This window comes from Natronolimnobius sp. AArcel1 (assembly GCF_011043775.1).
Lineage (GTDB): Archaea > Halobacteriota > Halobacteria > Halobacteriales > Natrialbaceae > Natronolimnobius.
The window spans coordinates 632,713-649,625 of record NZ_JAAKXY010000003.1; the positions used below are offsets into that span (position 1 = coordinate 632,713).

At 61.6% G+C, this 16,913-nt stretch carries 17 protein-coding genes; 7 read left to right on the plus strand and 10 right to left on the minus strand.

Annotated elements, in window-relative coordinates; genetic code table 11:
* Nucleotides 1–9 precede the first annotated feature (9 nt).
* The 5 genes from G6M89_RS11400 to G6M89_RS11420 form a co-directional block, all read right to left on the minus strand.
* Nucleotides 10–735, minus strand: a complete 726-nt coding sequence (locus tag G6M89_RS11400) for a diphthine--ammonia ligase (RefSeq protein ID WP_165161894.1) — start codon at nucleotides 733–735, stop codon at nucleotides 10–12.
* A 38-nt stretch (nucleotides 736–773) separates the two neighbouring features.
* Nucleotides 774–2,108 carry a DUF373 family protein gene (locus G6M89_RS11405; protein ID WP_165161895.1) on the minus strand — a complete coding sequence of 445 codons (1,335 nt, stop codon included), beginning with the start codon at nucleotides 2,106–2,108 and terminating at the stop codon, nucleotides 774–776.
* A 102-nt stretch (nucleotides 2,109–2,210) separates the two neighbouring features.
* Nucleotides 2,211–3,206: a signal peptide peptidase SppA gene (sppA, locus tag G6M89_RS11410; RefSeq protein ID WP_165161896.1), complete on the minus strand. Its 996-nt coding sequence runs from the start codon at nucleotides 3,204–3,206 to the stop codon at nucleotides 2,211–2,213.
* Nucleotides 3,207–3,531: 325 nt separating this feature from the next.
* On the minus strand, nucleotides 3,532–4,413 hold the full coding sequence (locus G6M89_RS11415) for a coiled-coil protein (protein WP_165161897.1): 882 nt from the start codon (nucleotides 4,411–4,413) through the stop codon (nucleotides 3,532–3,534).
* Between the two features lie 398 nt (nucleotides 4,414–4,811).
* On the minus strand, nucleotides 4,812–5,891 hold the full coding sequence (locus tag G6M89_RS11420; RefSeq protein WP_165161898.1) for a tubulin/FtsZ family protein: 1,080 nt from the start codon (nucleotides 5,889–5,891) through the stop codon (nucleotides 4,812–4,814).
* A gap of 153 nt (nucleotides 5,892–6,044) precedes the next feature.
* Between G6M89_RS11420 and G6M89_RS11425 the strand changes: the two genes are divergently transcribed.
* Entirely contained in the window at nucleotides 6,045–7,205 is a 1,161-nt protein-coding gene (locus G6M89_RS11425; RefSeq protein WP_165161899.1) for a Gfo/Idh/MocA family protein, read from the plus strand.
* Nucleotides 7,206–7,250: 45 nt separating this feature from the next.
* On the opposite strand, the gene G6M89_RS11430 is transcribed toward G6M89_RS11425, so the two are convergent.
* Together G6M89_RS11430 and G6M89_RS11435 are read right to left on the minus strand one after the other, a co-directional pair.
* On the minus strand, nucleotides 7,251–7,868 hold the full coding sequence (locus G6M89_RS11430; protein ID WP_165161900.1) for a universal stress protein: 618 nt from the start codon (nucleotides 7,866–7,868) through the stop codon (nucleotides 7,251–7,253).
* A gap of 149 nt (nucleotides 7,869–8,017) precedes the next feature.
* Nucleotides 8,018–8,155 (minus strand): zinc ribbon domain-containing protein, encoded by a 138-nt coding sequence (locus G6M89_RS11435; protein WP_165161901.1) that lies wholly within the window; start codon nucleotides 8,153–8,155, stop codon nucleotides 8,018–8,020.
* Between the two features lie 127 nt (nucleotides 8,156–8,282).
* On the opposite strand from G6M89_RS11435, the gene G6M89_RS11440 reads away from it, so the two are divergent.
* Nucleotides 8,283–8,666 carry a VOC family protein gene (locus G6M89_RS11440; RefSeq protein ID WP_165161902.1) on the plus strand — a complete coding sequence of 128 codons (384 nt, stop codon included), beginning with the start codon at nucleotides 8,283–8,285 and terminating at the stop codon, nucleotides 8,664–8,666.
* A 31-nt stretch (nucleotides 8,667–8,697) separates the two neighbouring features.
* Here G6M89_RS11440 and G6M89_RS11445 read toward each other — a convergent pair whose 3' ends face one another.
* On the minus strand, nucleotides 8,698–9,156 hold the full coding sequence (locus G6M89_RS11445; protein WP_165161903.1) for a universal stress protein: 459 nt from the start codon (nucleotides 9,154–9,156) through the stop codon (nucleotides 8,698–8,700).
* Nucleotides 9,157–9,246: 90 nt separating this feature from the next.
* Here G6M89_RS11445 and G6M89_RS11450 point away from each other — a divergent pair, with 90 nt between their 5' ends.
* Nucleotides 9,247–10,017 carry an SDR family NAD(P)-dependent oxidoreductase gene (locus G6M89_RS11450; RefSeq protein ID WP_165161904.1) on the plus strand — a complete coding sequence of 257 codons (771 nt, stop codon included), beginning with the start codon at nucleotides 9,247–9,249 and terminating at the stop codon, nucleotides 10,015–10,017.
* 65 nt (nucleotides 10,018–10,082) lie between these two features.
* On the opposite strand, the gene G6M89_RS11455 is transcribed toward G6M89_RS11450, so the two are convergent.
* On the minus strand, nucleotides 10,083–11,318 hold the full coding sequence (locus G6M89_RS11455) for an FAD-dependent oxidoreductase (RefSeq protein WP_165161905.1): 1,236 nt from the start codon (nucleotides 11,316–11,318) through the stop codon (nucleotides 10,083–10,085).
* A gap of 128 nt (nucleotides 11,319–11,446) precedes the next feature.
* Here G6M89_RS11455 and G6M89_RS11460 point away from each other — a divergent pair, with 128 nt between their 5' ends.
* A complete protein-coding gene (locus tag G6M89_RS11460; RefSeq protein ID WP_165161906.1) occupies nucleotides 11,447–12,244 on the plus strand; it encodes a YqcI/YcgG family protein in 798 nt (265 codons plus the stop codon).
* Nucleotides 12,241–12,819, plus strand: coding sequence for a cysteine hydrolase family protein (locus tag G6M89_RS11465; RefSeq protein WP_165161907.1), 579 nt, complete (start codon nucleotides 12,241–12,243; stop codon nucleotides 12,817–12,819). The genes G6M89_RS11460 and G6M89_RS11465 overlap by 4 nt, the downstream gene beginning before the upstream one ends.
* On the opposite strand, the gene G6M89_RS11470 is transcribed toward G6M89_RS11465, so the two are convergent.
* Nucleotides 12,811–14,076 carry a digeranylgeranylglycerophospholipid reductase gene (locus G6M89_RS11470; RefSeq protein ID WP_165161908.1) on the minus strand — a complete coding sequence of 422 codons (1,266 nt, stop codon included), beginning with the start codon at nucleotides 14,074–14,076 and terminating at the stop codon, nucleotides 12,811–12,813. The genes G6M89_RS11465 and G6M89_RS11470 overlap by 9 nt on opposite strands.
* A gap of 318 nt (nucleotides 14,077–14,394) precedes the next feature.
* On the opposite strand from G6M89_RS11470, the gene G6M89_RS11475 reads away from it, so the two are divergent.
* Nucleotides 14,395–15,843: an MATE family efflux transporter gene (locus tag G6M89_RS11475; protein ID WP_165161909.1), complete on the plus strand. Its 1,449-nt coding sequence runs from the start codon at nucleotides 14,395–14,397 to the stop codon at nucleotides 15,841–15,843.
* Between the two features lie 93 nt (nucleotides 15,844–15,936).
* Nucleotides 15,937–16,842: a PhzF family phenazine biosynthesis protein gene (locus G6M89_RS11480; RefSeq protein WP_165161910.1), complete on the plus strand. Its 906-nt coding sequence runs from the start codon at nucleotides 15,937–15,939 to the stop codon at nucleotides 16,840–16,842.
* The last annotated feature ends 71 nt before the right edge of the window (nucleotides 16,843–16,913 follow it).

Sequence of the window (16,913 nt, forward strand, 5' to 3'; positions counted from 1 at the left end):
GCGTGAGAATCACTCGAGTCGCGCGTCCGTAATTCGCAACCGCCCGCGTGTTCCTTCCCACTCGCGCTCGTACTCGAGATCCAGTCGCTGATCCATATGCGGCCCGTCAACAACTACTGTCTCGAACTCGCCGCCCTCTCCCAGAATGTGGACGCCGTATTCTTCGTTGAGGACCTCGAGGTCGGCGATTTCCTCGTGATCGAGCGTCCGCCCGAGCCAGGACTCATCGAGTCCGTGGGCGGCGGCCTGAATAATCATGATTTCGAAGCCTGCCTCGAGCATTGCATCGGCGAGGTCGCGAGGGTTTTCCTGCCACAGCGGCGCGAACAGGTCACACTCGAGGCGGTCGCACATCCCCTGAATACGACTCGTCTGATACTCGCTTTCGACAGCACCCGCCGTGACGCCGGCGATGCCGCCCTCGAGTTCGTCCTCGAGATCGACGAGTGCAGCCTCGAGTGGCTCGAGTTCGTCATCTCCCTGCACGCTCGAGTCCGGCACAGAATCGGCCTCGAGATCGCCCGGATCGACGTCGATCAGTTTGATTCCCATGCTTTCGGCGGCCAGCGAGGCGAGGTCCGTCGCTGGAACGTGATACATGTACGAATCCTCGGATGGATGCACAGTCACGAGTCGCTCGACGGACAGTCCGGCCTCGAGTGCCTGATACACGGCCCATGACGAATCTTTCCCGCCGGAGAAAAGCCCAACCCACGCGCCATCTGCGTCGCTCATACTGAGTAGTTGGGGTCGGAGAGTAAAGGGATGGCGAGTTAGGTTCCGTCCGAACTCGAGTCGTCGGTCGACTCGTCCGCTGCTGACTCCGTCTCAGGTGTTTCCGGCCCGCCATCAGTGCGACCCGATTCGGCCGTCGGCGTCGGGGTTGTCGCTGGCTCGGTTTGTTGATCGGTGGCTTCCGATGATGCACTTTCGGGGGCCGGACTCGAGCCATCCGCGGGTGCGTTCGAGTCGTCTTCATCGCCAGCGCCTGACTCCCCGTCGCTCACGGAGGCAGCGACTCGTGCCCCGATCAGACTCACGATGAGCGCGGTCACGACGTAAATCGTTAGTCGCTCGCCGCCGCCGATCTGGAAGCTATCGAGTGTGAGCGCCCCCTGTTCGATCCCTGCGAAGACAACGGGGCCGATCACGCTCTGTTGCTCGAGGAAGTATGCCGAAAACCCGCGAATTACGAGTCCAACGGCGACGACGATAAACGGCAGATTCCGAAATGAGCGACGGACAGGTTCCTCGCTGATCGCCTCATCGAGTAAGCGACCGGCGCTTGCAGTCAGCGCCGCCATCGCGAGCCACGGGACACTGTCAAAGAGAAACTGTGTCGCAGGTATGAGCACGCCGGAGGGGTCATCGAGACTCGAGACGCCGAGTGCGCCGATGAACAGCCCGACGAACGTCAATCCCGTCGCGACGACGTAGGTGACGACCGACACCTGCCCGGAGTACAGCGCTTCGCGTACCTGATGAGAAAAGCCGGTGAGGATTTCGTCGATGTTGAACCCTTTATAGAGCAAGAACAGGCCGATCACAGTCGTAATCGCGGCTGCGCCCTGTGCCGTTCCAATCTGCATCGCAAGCACCGGAAACACGAGCAGCGTCAATCCGAGCGGCACCAGCACGGTCTGGCGCAACTCCTCGTCCGCAAGAAACTGCTTCAGGAGGTAGTACGTCGATTCGATGTCTCGAGCCTGTCGGACGACGACCCGGTCGACCGAGTCGATGCGAACGCGACTCTCGACAATGGGCACCAGTCGCTCGTCTTCGGCGCTGTCGATAACGACGACCGCCGAGTCCGGGTCGTAGTCCGCCATCAGGTCGTCTACCTGCCGGGCCACCGCTCTGTCAGCCGAGACCATCGACTCACGGTCCCCGGAGACGACCGCCACGACGACATCTTCGTTTTCGTCGCGCAGGTCCTGGGCAACCCGCAGTGTCTCGAGCAGAGAATTGACGCCTGAATCCTCGGGATCTGCAAGCCCGATATCGGTTACAAGCGCGCGAACGGCCTCCCAGCCGACGATTGGTGAGCGAAGCCCGGTCTTGCGACCCACATCGTCGGTCCGGTCGAGGCACACGACCAGCGTTGTCACGAGTGTCGTTCCATGCTGTGGAACGATAAAACCACTTACTCGTTCGACCGGTTCACCGCCGGTAATCGCTTCCCGACCTCCCGGTCGGCATAACGGGTGCGATCAGGTTCGCAGTCGGAACTCTCGATCCTCGGCAAGTCCAGTCAGACCTGCCCCAAACGCGTAGGCGACCTGCTGGGCACCCGCACCAACCCGCGCCATCAGCGGCCGCTCCGGTTCGAACTCCTCGATGGCAATCTCGTCCGTCTCGAGGCGACGCTCGAGTTCGTCTTCGATATCGCGGCGGGTGCCGAGTTCGTCGACCAGCCCGAGGTCGTGTGCCGACTCGCCGAGGTAGATTCGCGCTTCGGTATCGCGGATGAACTCAGCGTCCATCTCGCGGCCTTCACTGACGCGCTCGACAAACGTCTCGTAGTAGTCGTCGATCACACCTTGGAGGTACTCGCGTTCGTCCTCTTCGAGTTCTTTCAACGGCGTGCCAGCGTCTTTGAACTCGCCGGCGGCGAATCGCTCGTAGGAGAGGCCAACTTTCTCTGCGAGGTCACTGGCGTTGACTCGTGAGCCGATCACGCCAATCGAGCCCACGATGGAGCCCTCGCGCGCCCAGAGTTCGTCACAGCCGCTTGCGATCCAGTAGCCGCCACTGGCACAGACATCCGTCGTGTACGCCACGGTCGGACCGTCAAATCGCTCGGCTGCCAGTCGAATATCGTCGCTCGGGACGACCTCGCCGCCGGGCGTGTTGAGTTTCAACAGGAGTGCGTCGACGTTTTCGTCGTCGTCCGCGCGGTCAATCTGGTCGACGATATCGTCGGCCGGCGTCGAACGCGGACTCGAGGGGAGCGGGCCGCCACCCCCATCACGCGTAATCGGCCCGTCGACAGCGACCTCGGCGACGTTGTAGCCGGGAAACAGCGACCCAGCAACGTTGCCACCAATTTTCAGGCCGAGCAACACGGCACCGAGAGCAAACAGGACACCAAACAGGTCCGTCAGCGTCGTCGGATAGTAGACGAACAGTCCAATTCCGGCCACAGCGAACACGGCAACGGCAAGCAAGACAACTGCGAGTGATCCAATACCGCTCTTACTGACCATCGCTTCCGCTAGCACCTCGATTCATGCTCGAGTCTGTGTCTGCCGCCCGGTTAACCGTTACCGTCGGCACTCGCCCGGAGTCGACTAGCAGGTGTGACGACAGCGGTCTCACTTTCGGAGTTGTGCGCCACTATAGGAACACGAAAACAGCACGATCAACAGTACTCAATAGGCGTTCGTTTCTCCTCACGACCAACGGCATCCGTCCGTCCACTCTGTCAGCCCCACTCGACGAAACGACGGCTCTCGAGTGATACTCTGGTCGGGCAAAAACACGTTCCCGAAAGAGAACGTGGGACGAATCGAAAGATCCGAGAGACGACCCTTAGAGCAGGCCAGTCTTCTGGAGCTTCATCAGGTCCTCGGTGTCGAGGGTCTCGCCCTCTTTGAACTTCTGATAAATCTCCTCGGCCTCCTCTTTGGCCGCTTCTTTCTTCTTGTCGCGAGCGGACTTGCGCTCTTGCTCTTCTTCCTTGTCCAGTTCGCGCAGACGCTTCTGGACGCGAACGAAGTCTTCGTGGTGCTGGTCGGCGGCTTCCTGGGCTTCCACGAACTTCTCGTGCATCTCGTCGGCTTCATCACGGATGTCGTCAGCCTCGCGATAGGCCTCGATCATCTGGTTGTGATGTTCCTGGGCCTTGTCCGCAAGCTCCGTCACCTTCTGGTGGTGCTGGGACGCTTCCGAGCGAACTTCTTCAGCTTCCTCGACGAGCCCTTCGAGATCCTCGTTCTGCTCGAGTTTTCCCTTGCGGTCTTCGTACTCTTCGCGCTTGGACTCGATTTTCTCGATCAGCTCTTGCTCTTCTTCGCTCGAGAGAACCTCGGTCTGCTGTTTGAACTCGAGTTGCTCAATTTCTTCCTCGAGCTTGTCGAGGTCCTGGCCCTCGTCGAGTTCCATATCCGATTTGAGCTTCTCGACTTTGTCGAAGAGCTTGTTGGCCTCGGCGTTGAGCTCGTTACGGCTCTCTTTGTGCTCTTGGACCTGCTCGTTGAGCTCGTCGCGCTGCTCGCGGTGTTCCTGGGCCTCGTCGACCTTCTCGCGCGTTTTGGCGTTCAGATCGTCGCGGCTGGAGGCGCGCTCGGAGGCCATCTGGTTGAGATCGTTTCGCCGATCTCGGAGCTGGCCTGCCATCTTGATAAGCTCGCCTTTCGATTTGTTTGCTAGGTCGTCCTCTGTCAGTTCGATGTTTTTCGATTCGTCTACCATGTGTTAGTCAAACCTCTGTGCCATACCCGCACCGGGGTGACAGGATGCTGTCGTGGCTCCTGTAGAGAGCAACTGCTCACGACTTGCGAAACCTGGTGAATAAGATTTCCTGTCATTGATCGTCGAGCGATACGCGCCCCGATGGCGTTCTGGTACCGATAGCTACTGTCGCCTATAATTTAAATGTACCGGTCCTTCAAACCGTGAAAACCGTTAGCAGGGACCCTGTTTGAGCCTGTTGGACACTCACATGGTTCGGGACTGCATATATAAAGACAGCCGCTGGTACTGATCGGAATCGAGTGCACGTTCGTAGAGTTCTCTGCGCATTCGTCGTGTCGGAAACGTGAGCGGGCCGACTGTGTCGTCCCCCTTTGACTCTCCGTTGCCCGCTTGCGTTAGAAGAGGTTCTCGAGGCGGTCGTCAGTCAGCGCTTCAGCGCGATCGACGTCCGTCTCCTCGGCTTGCTGGGCCTCGCGTGCGCGTTCCATAAATCGCTCGAGGCGCTCGGAGCGTTCGGCTCCGCCGAGTAAGACCAGTGCGCCGAGGCGGTCGCTTTCGAGCGGGAAGTCTCCGCCACGGACCTGCATGCTCTCAGTCTCGTCCTCGAGCCAGCGCCGGGCTTTCTCGACGCCTTTGCGTGGAATCGCTTCGGGTCTACCGGCGATAACAAGCAGTGCGGAATCGGCCTGCGTCGCGTCGGGCAGGCTGGTTCCCGTCAGGAGTGCCTGCCGGGCAACGGTCATCGTCGTCCGGAGATTGTCGCTTGCATCCTCAGCGGCGACCTCGCTCGCGTAGCCAAGCACAGAGATCCCGCCCGAACGCAAGGTATTGATAACCTCGCTCGAGTCGACGACGCTTTCGCCGACGCCGTCGACGGCTTCGCCGGAGGCAAACAGTAGGCCGACGCGCTGGGCGATTTTGCCGTTGATCCGGTCGAACGCGCCATCGATACTTTCACCCTGTTCGTGCCAGGAGTCGTTGTCGATCAACAGCGTCGAGTCGGCCTCGCGTGCGAGTGTTTTTAACGACCGGCCCGCGTTCGCCTGGTACAGCGAGCCTTCGTTCTGGCCGGGCAAGACGCCGAGTGCGTAGACCGGGATATCGTAAATTTGCTGTAAGTTGTGTACGAGGACCGGTGCACCGCCGCTTCCTGTCCCTCCACCGAGGCCGGCAACGACGAAAATCGCGTCGGCACGCGAGGTGATTCGTCCATCGAGTCCGCCGAGGACTTCCTGGATATCTGACTGCATGACCTCGGCACCCAGTTCATTGTCCCCACCGACCCCGTGTCCATTGACACGGTCTGCACCGATCAGTTGGGTATCGACGAACTCGAGCGATTGGAGGTCAGGTTCCGCGGAGTTGACGGCCAGGGCACCTTGAACGGCGTCGTAACCCATGTTCGCGTCGAATTGGGCAAGCCGTTCGGTTACCTTCCCACCGGCCTGACCGACTCCGATCAGGGCAACCTTCATACACTCCCGCTAGGAGCGAAACTAGTTGAACGTTGCGATGAATGTATTGACCAGTTACACGTCACCGAGAAGGTGCCGTGCCTCGAAACCGTGCGGCCGGAGTCGATCACCGCGACGGAAACGTCTAACTATATCTATTGTGAACACGCACCCATGTCACTCCAAGTCGGTGTTCTCGGCTACCGGTTCATGGGTAAGGCACACGCAAACGCTATGGCGCGACTGCCAATGTTCTTCCCGGACGCGCCCGAGATCGAACGCAGCGTGTTGATCGGCCGCGACGAAGATGCGCTGAACGACGCTGCAGACCAGCTCGGCTTCGAACGCACCGCAACCGATTGGGAGGACGTCGTCGACGAGGTCGACGTCTTTTACAACCTCGGCCCGAACTTCGTCCACGCCGAGCCCTCGATTGCCGCCCTTGAGGCCGGCACACCCGTTTTCTGTGAGAAACCACTCGCACCGACACTCGAGGCGGCCGAGGAGATGGCCGACGCCGCCCGTCACGCCGGCTCGGACGTGCCCGCCGGCTGTGCCTTTAATTATCGGTTCGTTCCCGCCATCCAGTACGCGAAAGGGCTGCTCGAGGCGGGCGAACTCGGTGAGATTCACCACGTTCGCGGCCAGTATCTGCAGGATTGGCTGATCGACCCCGACGCGCCGTGGTCGTGGCGCAACGACGAGGAGATGGCCGGGTCAGGCTCGCTCGGCGACCTTGGCGCACACACCATCGACCTGATCCGATTCCTCGTCGGCGACGACGACCTCGCGGGCGATATCGACCGACTCAGCGGTCACCTCCAGACGTTCGTCGACGAACGCCCCGTTCCCGGCGCAGAGGGCAGCGCACTCGATAGCGCTGGCGGTGACTCAACCGAAACCAAACCCGTCACCGTCGACGACGCCTATTCGGCCCAACTCGAGTTCGAAAACGGCGCAATGGGCGTTCTCGAGGCCTCGCGCTTTGCGAACGGCCACAAGAACGACCACTCCATCGAGATTCATGGCTCGAAGGGCAGCCTGAAGTTCTCACTCGAGCGCCTGAACGAACTCGAGGTCCTGCGCGAAGACAGTCGCGGCTACGAGACGATTCTCGTTACTGACGAGAGTGACCCCTATGTCGAGCACTGGTGGCCACCGGGCCACGTCATCGGCTGGGAACACACGTTCGTCCACGAGAACTACGAATTCCTCTCCGCTGTCGAGAACGGGGACGAATTCAACCCAAGCTTCGAGGATGGATTAGCCGTCCAGCGCGTCCTGAGCGCCATCGGGGACAGCGACGAACGCGGCGAGTGGGTCACGCTCGAGTAACAACTGCGTCGTTGAGGGTCGATTTTCGATTTCTGATTGAGCCAGCTACCGCGGCGGTCGCGCGACGCGAGTCTCACGCGAAACGGCATCGACGTGGACGTGGACGCGCTCGTCTCCGAGGTCAAACGGGACGATCCAGGAGGCACTGGTCCGATGAGGTTGCTCCGAGAGCGGTGCCTCGCGGTCGTGATCCTCGGCCGCGAGCGCGTCGCGGGCGAGTCGTTCGGCCTCATCGGCGTCCTCAATGCGGAGGTCTTCGGTCAGGCGAACAGTGACGACCGGCGTGTCGGACATGCGGACGACGCGTTCGGTGACGCTGCCCATCAGGACGCGGTCGATGCCAGTCCGACCCTGCGTTCCCATGACGACCATCTCGATGTCGTGGGCGTCGATATACGCGAGAATCTCTTCGTGGGGAACGCCATGCTCGACCGCCGTGACGACGTCGACGCCTGCGGCTTCGGCCTCGAGTTGGACGCGTTCGACCGCCCGATAGGCGGCTGGCGTGGCCTCTTCGGCCTCGAGCGTGCCGAGTGGTCCTTCAGGGACAATCGAGAGTGCATGAACCGTGGCATCGAACTGCTCGGCGATGGCCAGTCCGTGTTCGATTGAGCGCCGCGTCCCATCGCTCCCGTCCGTCGGAATCAGCACGTCCTGATACATGTACCCATACTTCGGACTCGAGGCTCATAAACTCGCAGCCAGAATCGGGTGCCTGCGGGCTGGTGTCCTTATACTACTGGACAAAACGAGTTACAGATTTTCGACCGAACTGGTGGTCGGAACTCTGTACTGACTTTTGTCCGGTAATATCACGCTGTCGCGAAATTGGCTGGGGTGATGGGTGATCCACAGAACGGACAGCCGCTCTCGAGCGTCGCCACACGTTCCGGGCGCTCGAGGGTGAGTTGGGAGACACACTCCGGACAGCGGAATTGGTAGGAACTCATAACAGCTACTAGTAGACTCCACTCGGGGATAGCCCTATAACCACGATATCAGGGCTGTTTACATACTCCCCGTAATTGGCGCTTCGGAGACGGAATGATTTATACAGAGTCGCCCTGACCCGCAGGTATGGAGGTTCACCACACGGCAGTTCGCGTCTCAGATCTCGAGGCAACGAAAGCGTTCTACGAAGACGGTCTCGGCCTCGAGTTCTCGAAGGAGTTTACGACCGGCGACGGCGTCCGCAACTACTACGTCACCGGCGACAACCTCGAGACGGAGATTCAGTTCGCTTACGACCCAGAGAGCGACGACGAGATCGAACCTGGCGGCATCGTTCACCTCGCGCTCCTCGTCGACGACGTCTCGGAAACGCTCGAGACACTCACCGAACGAACCGACTGTGAGGTGCTTCGCGGTCCGATCACCGTCGATGCGGTCGACGCTCGCGCGGTCTTTGTCGAAGATCCCGACGGCTACGAAGTCGAGATTTTCGCACACCTCGAGGAATAGCGGCCGCTCGTGCGGCCGGCGGGTATCGGTTTTATTCGTCGCTGCTCCGGACGAACGTCACGGGACACGGCGACGAGAGCAACACTTCCTGTGCGGTCGAGCCGAAGACGGCCTTGCCGGTCGGCGAGCGTTTACGGCCACCGACGACGACGCGGTCGGTGTCGGCCTCGCTCGCCAAATCGACGATTGTTGAGCCGTGTTCGCCGACGGCACCGCGGGTCTCGTACTCGATATCGTACTCGTCGAGTGATGCCTTCAGGTCGCGAATTGTCGAATGTCGGGCTGCGACCTCGTCGGGATCAATCTCGTCGACTTCGGTATCAAACTCGAGGCGCTCGAGCACTTCGTCATACTCGCTGTCGGTAAAGACGTGTGCAAGGACGACGGTCGCATCGGCTGGCGCAGCAACTTCAATAACAGCCTCTGCGAGATCATCGATTCGGTCAGCATCGCCCGGTCCAACGGCCAGCAGTACACTTTCCAGCGTCATGGCAGTGCGTTTCTCGCCCACTGACGTAAATCCATGTGTCTCGGTCACACTGTTCCAGACCTTTTTGCACGCGCTCAGCAAGTCATCGGTATGGACGGACCGGACCTCACCAATCGAACAGTGCTCGTCACAGGAAGCGCCCGCGGCGTTGGGCGCGAACTCTTGCTTGCGACAGCCGACTGTGGCGCGAACACGGCCGTACACTACCACTCGAGCGCCGACGCCGCCCGTGAAGTCGCTTCCGAAGCCCGTGACCGCGGTGCAGGCGAGGCGATGACAGTCCAGGCAGATGTTACGACACCTGAAAGCGTCAACGGCCTATTCGCTGCCGTCGAATCCGAACTCGGCCCCGTCGACGTGCTCGTGAACAACGTCGGCGATTTCGCGCCGGCCCACTGGGAAGACATCGAGTTTGACACGTGGAACCGCGTCCTCGAGACGAATCTCAATGGGACGTATCTGTGCAGCAAGCGGGCACTGCAGAACATGCGTGGAGGTGACGGCGCGAACGACGGCGCAAACGGGGACAACTACGCCCGAATCGTCAACATCGGCTACGCCTCGAGCGAGAAAGGCCTCGTTAGCCCGACAAACTTCCCCTACTTCGTCGCGAAAGCGGGCGTCCTGATGTTTACGCGGATGCTCGCCGCGGATACGCAGGACGACGGAATCACTGTCAACGCCATCTCGCCGTACGTGGTCGAGAACTCCGACGAATTCCCCGCGGAACTGCCTCGAGACCGGCCCGCAAGTTTCGAGGACTTGATTCAGCCGCTGTATTTTTTCCTCGATCCCGAGGCGGGATACATCAGTGGCGAAAATATCGAAGTCGACGGCGGTTGGCTGCCTGAGACGGTCTGAGTACTCGAGTCGTAGCGTATCGCCGCGGCAGTTTTTCGACCAGATTTTGCGAGGACTAGTGAGAGTTATTCGGCCTCGAGCGAGACGACATCGGCATCCGCCGGCCCGCTCCCATCGAATTCGGCGACGTACGCGTCGAGTTGGTCGGGATCGTCCGCACCCGGCAGTGTTCGCTCGGCTGTGCGACAGGGTTCCTCGACGCCGAGTTGGTCGCTGACCAGATCTGCCGTCGCCTCGGCCATCGCGCGGTAGGTGGTCAGTTTGCCGCCGACAATCGAGGCCATGTTCGCGACGCGCTCGTCATCGTCTGCATGCTCGAGCAGGAAGAATCCGCGCGAGATGCCGCGTGACTGGCGAGTGGCTTCGTCCGGTGCGTACAGTGGGCGGACGCCCCACCACGTTCGGATTTCGTCGGCGTCGGTGACCGGCGGCAGCATTTCGGCGCACTCCTTGCGGACGCGCTCGAGTTCCCACTCCGCCGTATCGTACTCGTCGGGATCGTCCACGTCGATGCTCGTCGTCCCAAGGACGACCTCATCCGTGTGCGGGAGGATAATATCGCCGTCGTCGGGGTCACGACACCGATTGAGAACTGGCTCGAGGCCGTCGTACGCGACAGAGACCATCACGCCTCGATTTGGTTGCATGTCCACGTCCGCGCCCGCCATCGCAGCGACGCGGCCAGCCCACGCGCCAGCGGCGTTGACGACGAACTGCGGTTCGATAGTCTCTGCAACGTCTCCGCCGAGGTCGACCGCAGCGATCCGGTCATCCTCGAGCGTCATGTCTTCGACCGGTGCGTGCGTGAGCACTCGTGCGCCGTGTTCTCGAGCATCTGCGGCGTTCGCGGCGACCAGTCGCGACGGATAGACGACGCCATCCGGCACCTCGAGTGCGCGCGTGACTGTCGACGAGAGATCGGGCACTCGCTCGCGGGCTTGCTCGCCCGTCAGTTCCGTCGTCGGAATGCCGATCTCCTCGCAGGCATCGCGCTTGGTGTCGAAATAGTCTGGGTCGTCGTCCTCGAGTTCGACGAACAGACCGCCGGTGTCGCGGACGCACGCGCCAGCAATCTCACCGAAAGTCTGGCGTTCGCGAAGACACTCTTCGGCACCCGGTCGGTCGCTTTCGGCATACCGCGCGCCGCTATGACAGAGGCCGTGCGAGCGACTCGAGGTCCCTGCGGCAAGTCCCCCACTGTCGACGAGGGTGACGTCGAGGCCGCGCAGTGCGAGGTCACGTGCGGTTCCGGCACCCGTCGCCCCGCCGCCGATAACGAGGACATCCGTCTGAATCACCATACGGGAGCCAGGGCCTCGAGCGAAAAACGTCTGTCCCCAAACGCAGGGCGGAGAGCCAACGGCTGGAGTCGTCGGCCGTGAGAGAATCGAACCTGAACAGATATCCGTCCGGACGCAAACGACTCCGTATGAACGAGCCTGGCATCCAGTCGCTGATGGACCAGGAAACGCTCGATGACCGCGTCCGCGCCGGCGAGACGCCCTCGTGGGTCGCCGCTCACTGGCACTCCTTTCAGGATGGGTTGCTCGGCCAGCGAAACGAGACGCCGTTTCCCTGCTTTTTCGGCGCTGAATCGGTTCACCAGGGCGAACCACTGTATACTGCCGTCCCGTCGATGAGCGACGCCGACGCGCTCGTCTCGCTTCGTGACACCATCCTCGAGTATCTCGAGGTCTATCGCGACCACGCCGAGCGCGCCTCGCTGGTCACCTTCTTCAAACCGCCCGCGGAGCCGCTGTCGGAACAGGCGTATCACGACGCGCTGTGGCACATCCTTCAGACGCTGCACGTCCACGACACCGAGCCGTGGCCAGCGGATATCCCGACCAACCCCGATGACTCGCGCTGGGAGTTCTGTCTCGGCGGCGAACCCATGTTTCCGACCTGTCGCGCACCGTTTTACGACGACCGGAAGAGTCGCTACTGTCCGATTGGCCTCGAGATCACGTTCCAGCCGCGGACGCTGTTCGAGTCGCTGTCGGTGACGGCCGACACGGACGCCGGCCAGCACGCACGCGATGTGATTCAAGAGCGCCTCGCCGAGTACGACGGCGTTTGTCCCCACGCCGATCTGGGTGACTGGGGCGTCGAGGGTGACCGCGAGTGGATTCAGTACATGCTTTCGGCGGACGAGACGCAAGCCCCCGAAACATGTCCGATCACGGTCACGCGCGAGCATCCAAAGCCGGCGGCGCGATTGTCATGACAGGGACATCCGGACCGCTCGAGTCGCTATCGGACGACGCAGTCTTGGTCCTGATTGACCTCCAGCAAGGCTTCGACGAGTCTGTCTGGGGGACGCGAAACAATCCCGATGCTGAAGCGCGGGCCGAATCGCTGCTCACACGCTGGCGCGAAACGGATCTGCCCATCGTCCACGTTCGCCACGACTCGAGCGAGGCCGACTCGCCGCTTCGAGGCGACCAGCCGGGATTTGCGTTCAAACCCGAAACAGCGCCACTCGAGGGCGAGGCGACGTTCGTCAAGTCGGTCAACGCTGCCTTCATCGGTACCGGCCTCGAGGACTGGCTTCGAGAGCGAGACCTCGAGACGCTCGTCATTGTGGGCCTGACGACTGACCATTGCATCTCGACGAGTACGCGGCTGGCGGAGAATCTGGGCTTTTCGCCGATTGTGGTTGCTGATGCCACGGCGACGTTCGACCGGACGTTCGACGGGGAAGAGTTCGACGCGGAGACGATACACCGAAGCGCACTCGCACAGCTCGAGGGAGAGTTCGCACAAATCGTTCGAACCGACGCGCTCCTCGAGTCAGTATAGTCCAGCGCGCCGTTGCAGGATATCTGCGAGTTGCAGCTCCTCTCGAGCAAACTTTTTGAGAAGCGGCAGGTCATCGCGGTGCAGCAGTTTGGTGATCGCGAACGGATTGCCTTTGTTCGCTTTCGCGAGCGTGTCGTCGTCGAGTCGGCTGAGATCAGCCATGAACTGGTCATATCGCTCATCCGAGGCGAGATAGAGCAGTTTCGTCATCAGCAGGCGCGCGCGCATGTTTGGTGCGACGTCGCGGTGCCAGAGCGTCTCATACACCTCGAGATTGTCTGCGGTCGGCTCGAGATTGCCGTGTTTGAGACAGCTATCGACCGTCGCCGCTGCCGCGCGGCCGGATTTCATGCACTTGTGGATCCCCTCGCCCCAGAGCGGGTCGACCGTCGGCACGGTGTCACCGATAGCCATGAACCGGTCGGTGTGCATCTGGCCGGGCATCTGGATGTGTGCCGAGCCCCGGTGCATCTTCCCCTCGAGCCGGGTGGCGTTTTCGAGCCGTGGGTCGGTATCGAGCCAGTGCTCGAGGTAGTCGTCGACGGTGAAGTCGTCCTTGCCGTACTGGTGGTACTTTTCGTTGCGGATGTAACAGAGGCCGACCTTGGCGGTGTCTTCGCCGGTGTGGAAAATCCACGAGTAGCCGCCGGGTGCGAGTTCGTGGTCGAGTCGCAACATCATTGCGTCGTGGAGATCCGCAAAACCGGGGCGGTCGATATCGATGCCCTCGAATTCGTACTCGATCCCGATGGCGTGATTTTCGTGTGAGAGGTCGCTGACGCCGAGTTTCTTCGCGATCGGCGCGGCTGGCCCCGTCGCGTCGATAATGATTTTGCCGTAGACTTCCTCATCGCCGTTGACTGTGACGCCGACGATCTCGCCGTTTTCCATGATCGGCGCGGTGACGCGCGAATCGAACCGATACTCTGCGCCGTCGTCGCGGCTATCTTTGACGAGATAGCGCTTGAAGTCCGCGAACTCGAGGACAGCACCGGACTGGTTCTGGACGTAATGGTCATGTGGCGACTCGAGGACGACCTTGTCGGTGTACTGCATGACGACATCGTCGGGGATGCCGAAGGCAGCCATCATCGACGGGAACGTCCCGGCAGTCGATTTGTTACTCTGGCGCGGGAACTCATCTTCCGCCTCAGTCTCCAAGACAACGACGTCGTAGTCCCGGGCTGCAAGGTCGCGTGCACACTGGGCACCGGCAGGACCGGCACCGGCAATCACCACGTCGTAGCGGTCGTTCATGTATCCGTGATTCTCTCGGATCCTAATGAGTTTATTCAGTCACAGCGCCGTATCAATCTTCGTATATGTCCTTTCTCGAGCGGTCGGAATTCGATACACTGGGGCCACGCACACATCGCATTTAGCACTGTAGGTCCTCAGATACGTCGTACTTGGGGGTCTGTCGCCGTTCGGAGTGTACCGTGATAGTGACAACCGTCTTCGCTGATCGGAACACACTTATCTGACTGACTGGTTAGTTAGTCCAGTGACTACGCGAGACGGAACGCGGCCGCGGCTGGTGCGATTGTTGCGACTGATGCGACGGCGGAGGCAACGATGACGCTTCGGGACCACCTCGAGCAGACGTTTTCGGCACACGAGGAGGTCGATTTGACTGACGGTGGAATCGTCAAGCCGCTGCTCTATCTGTCGATTCCGCTTATCATTACGAACGTCCTGCAGACGGCGTACAACGTTGCAGACACGTTCTGGCTGGGCCGCTACGGAACGGTCGAGGTCGCGGCGATCAGCTTTGCGTTTCCGATCATCTTCCTGCTGATCTCGTTCGCGATTGGCTTCTCAGTCGCGGGCAGCGTACTCGTCGCCCAGTATATCGGCGCGGACCGAGAGAGCGATGCGGAGTATGCGGCGTCGCAGACCGTTGCGTTCTCAGTTCTCAGTTCGCTCGTACTCGGTGGACTGGGCTATTTCGTCGTCGAGGACCTGCTCATGCTCTTCGATGCTGAACCGGCGGTCGTCGCGGCCGCGACGAGCTACATGCAGATCTACGCGGTCGGCCTCGTCTTCGTCTTCGGCTTCATGATGTTCACCGCGCTCATGCGTGGCTACGGAGACACCGTGACGCCGATGCTGGTCATGCTCGTCTCGGTCGTGATCAACATCGTCCTCGATCCGCTGCTCATCTTCGGCGTCGGCCCGTTCCCCGAACTCGGCATTGCCGGTGCTGCCTACGCGACCATCTTCGCCCGCGGCGTGACGCTCGCAATCGGTCTCTGGCTCATGTTCCGTGGCTACCGCGGCGTCCGCATCCGCCTCGAGGAGATGATCCCGAACCCGAGCTATGGGGCCAAACTCATCCGAATCGGGCTGCCAGCGTCGTTCGAGGGAGCGAGCCGCGCGCTCTCGATCTCGCTGTTGCTCTTTGTCGTGGCGCTGTTTGCGACGCCGGTTGTCGCGGCCTACGGGATCGGCACGCGCATCCTTTCGGTGATCGTCCTGCCGGCGATGGCGCTCTCGCAGGGCGTCGAGACGATGACCGGCCAGAACGTCGGTGCTGGCAAGCCTGACCGGGCGGCGAAGGCGAATCATCTCACCGCCGCAGTGATCTTCGTCGGTCTCACCGCCGTTGGCTTGTTCTCGACGCTGTTCGCTGAGCCGCTGGTCGCACTCTTTACGAACGATCCGGAAGTCGTCGACGCCGGGGCCACCTTCCTCTACTACGTTGCCCCGACGTTCGGCCTCTTTGGGGCAATGTACACCTACATGGGTGGCTTCCGCGGCGCGGGCATGACAGGGACGGCCGCCGGCTTCGTCTTGCTCGCGTTCATGGTCGTCCAGATACCCGTCGCCTGGGTCGCCTCGAGTGCGTTCGGTCCGTCAGGCATCTGGGCGTCGTTCGCGGTTGCACATCTGGTCGGCGCGGTCGGTGCGGCCCTCTGGTTCCGCCGAGGAACGTGGCGAACGAACGATCTCACTGGCGGGGGCGGCGGACCCGGTTCTGACTCGGACTCGGCGTTCGATGTTGGAACGCCGAGTGACGACTGATCGGTTGCTGGGCGTCGTCCTGGCACGAGTCCGTGCGCTCTCGAGTCGCCAGCAGTGAAAAGAGCGAAGAGGGAGTCGCCGCACACCCACGGTATGGACACGACACGCATTCTGCAGATCGACGCCTTCACCGACGAACCGCTGGCTGGGAATCCCGCCGGCCTCGTCCCTGATGCAGACGGACTCACCGCTGACCAGATGCAGGCAATCGCCGCCGAGATGGCCGTCAGCGAAACCGCGTTCGTCTCCGCGAGCGACGATCCCGATGCCGACCGACGCATTCGCTACTTCACGCCCACACAGGAGGTCGACCTCTGTGGCCACGCGACCATCGCCACCTTCGCCCACCTCCACGACGAGGGCCTCGAGTCGGGCACGACGACCCTCGAGACGAACGTCGGCCCCCTCGAGATCGAACTCGAGGGCGACGGCACGGTCTGGATGACCCAGGACGCCCCGCAGGTGCGCGAAGTCGATATTGGCTACGACCGCGTGGCCGACGCGCTCGGGGTCGAACAGGCCGCACTCGAGGGGGCGAGTGACGATATTCCGCTCGCGAGAGCGTCGACTGGAGTGCCGTATCTAATCGTCCCAATCACATACCTCTCAGATCTCGGTGACGCAACGCCGGACATGGCGGCTGTCGAGGCGCTGACTGACGAACTCGACGTACTCGGGGTCTACCTGTTCACCTTCGACGCGCTCGCGGCCGACTCGACCCTGCACGGGCGGCTGTTCGCACCCGGCGCTGGCATCCCCGAAGACCCCGTCACGGGCACCGCAAGCGGCGCTGTCGCGGCCTATCTGGACCGATTCGGTGCGTTCGACAACGATCTGCCAGATGAGTTGCGCCTCGAGCAGGGCCACTACGTCGACCGGCCGGGGCTGGTCCGCGTGCGCCTCGAGGACGAGGTTCGCGTCGGTGGCCGCGGCGTGACCGTCCTCGATGGCTCGCTCGTGATTCCCGAGGAAGAAGACGACGAGATTCTCGAGGCCTGACGCAGACGGGCAGACAGCACACGTTCAACCGCTCGAGCAGCGTACTGGCAATAGCAATCGGTTTTCTCGGA

Bases quoted from the DNA above. Each gene is read 5' to 3' on its own strand.
- G6M89_RS11400 (WP_165161894.1), bottom strand. From the start codon at position 735: ATGAGCGACGCAGATGGCGCGTGGGTTGGGCTTTTCTCCGGCGGGAAA.
- sppA (WP_165161896.1), bottom strand. From the start codon at position 3,206: ATGGTCAGTAAGAGCGGTATTGGATCACTCGCAGTTGTCTTGCTTGCC.
- G6M89_RS11415 (WP_165161897.1), bottom strand. From the start codon at position 4,413: ATGGTAGACGAATCGAAAAACATCGAACTGACAGAGGACGACCTAGCA.
- G6M89_RS11420 (WP_165161898.1), bottom strand. From the start codon at position 5,891: ATGAAGGTTGCCCTGATCGGAGTCGGTCAGGCCGGTGGGAAGGTAACC.
- G6M89_RS11425 (WP_165161899.1), top strand. From the start codon at position 6,045: ATGTCACTCCAAGTCGGTGTTCTCGGCTACCGGTTCATGGGTAAGGCA.
- G6M89_RS11430 (WP_165161900.1), bottom strand. From the start codon at position 7,868: ATGTATCAGGACGTGCTGATTCCGACGGACGGGAGCGATGGGACGCGG.
- G6M89_RS11435 (WP_165161901.1), bottom strand. From the start codon at position 8,155: ATGAGTTCCTACCAATTCCGCTGTCCGGAGTGTGTCTCCCAACTCACC.
- G6M89_RS11440 (WP_165161902.1), top strand. From the start codon at position 8,283: ATGGAGGTTCACCACACGGCAGTTCGCGTCTCAGATCTCGAGGCAACG.
- G6M89_RS11445 (WP_165161903.1), bottom strand. From the start codon at position 9,156: ATGACGCTGGAAAGTGTACTGCTGGCCGTTGGACCGGGCGATGCTGAC.
- G6M89_RS11450 (WP_165161904.1), top strand. From the start codon at position 9,247: ATGGACGGACCGGACCTCACCAATCGAACAGTGCTCGTCACAGGAAGC.
- G6M89_RS11455 (WP_165161905.1), bottom strand. From the start codon at position 11,318: ATGGTGATTCAGACGGATGTCCTCGTTATCGGCGGCGGGGCGACGGGT.
- G6M89_RS11460 (WP_165161906.1), top strand. From the start codon at position 11,447: ATGAACGAGCCTGGCATCCAGTCGCTGATGGACCAGGAAACGCTCGAT.
- G6M89_RS11465 (WP_165161907.1), top strand. From the start codon at position 12,241: ATGACAGGGACATCCGGACCGCTCGAGTCGCTATCGGACGACGCAGTC.
- G6M89_RS11470 (WP_165161908.1), bottom strand. From the start codon at position 14,076: ATGAACGACCGCTACGACGTGGTGATTGCCGGTGCCGGTCCTGCCGGT.
- G6M89_RS11475 (WP_165161909.1), top strand. From the start codon at position 14,395: ATGACGCTTCGGGACCACCTCGAGCAGACGTTTTCGGCACACGAGGAG.
- G6M89_RS11480 (WP_165161910.1), top strand. From the start codon at position 15,937: ATGGACACGACACGCATTCTGCAGATCGACGCCTTCACCGACGAACCG.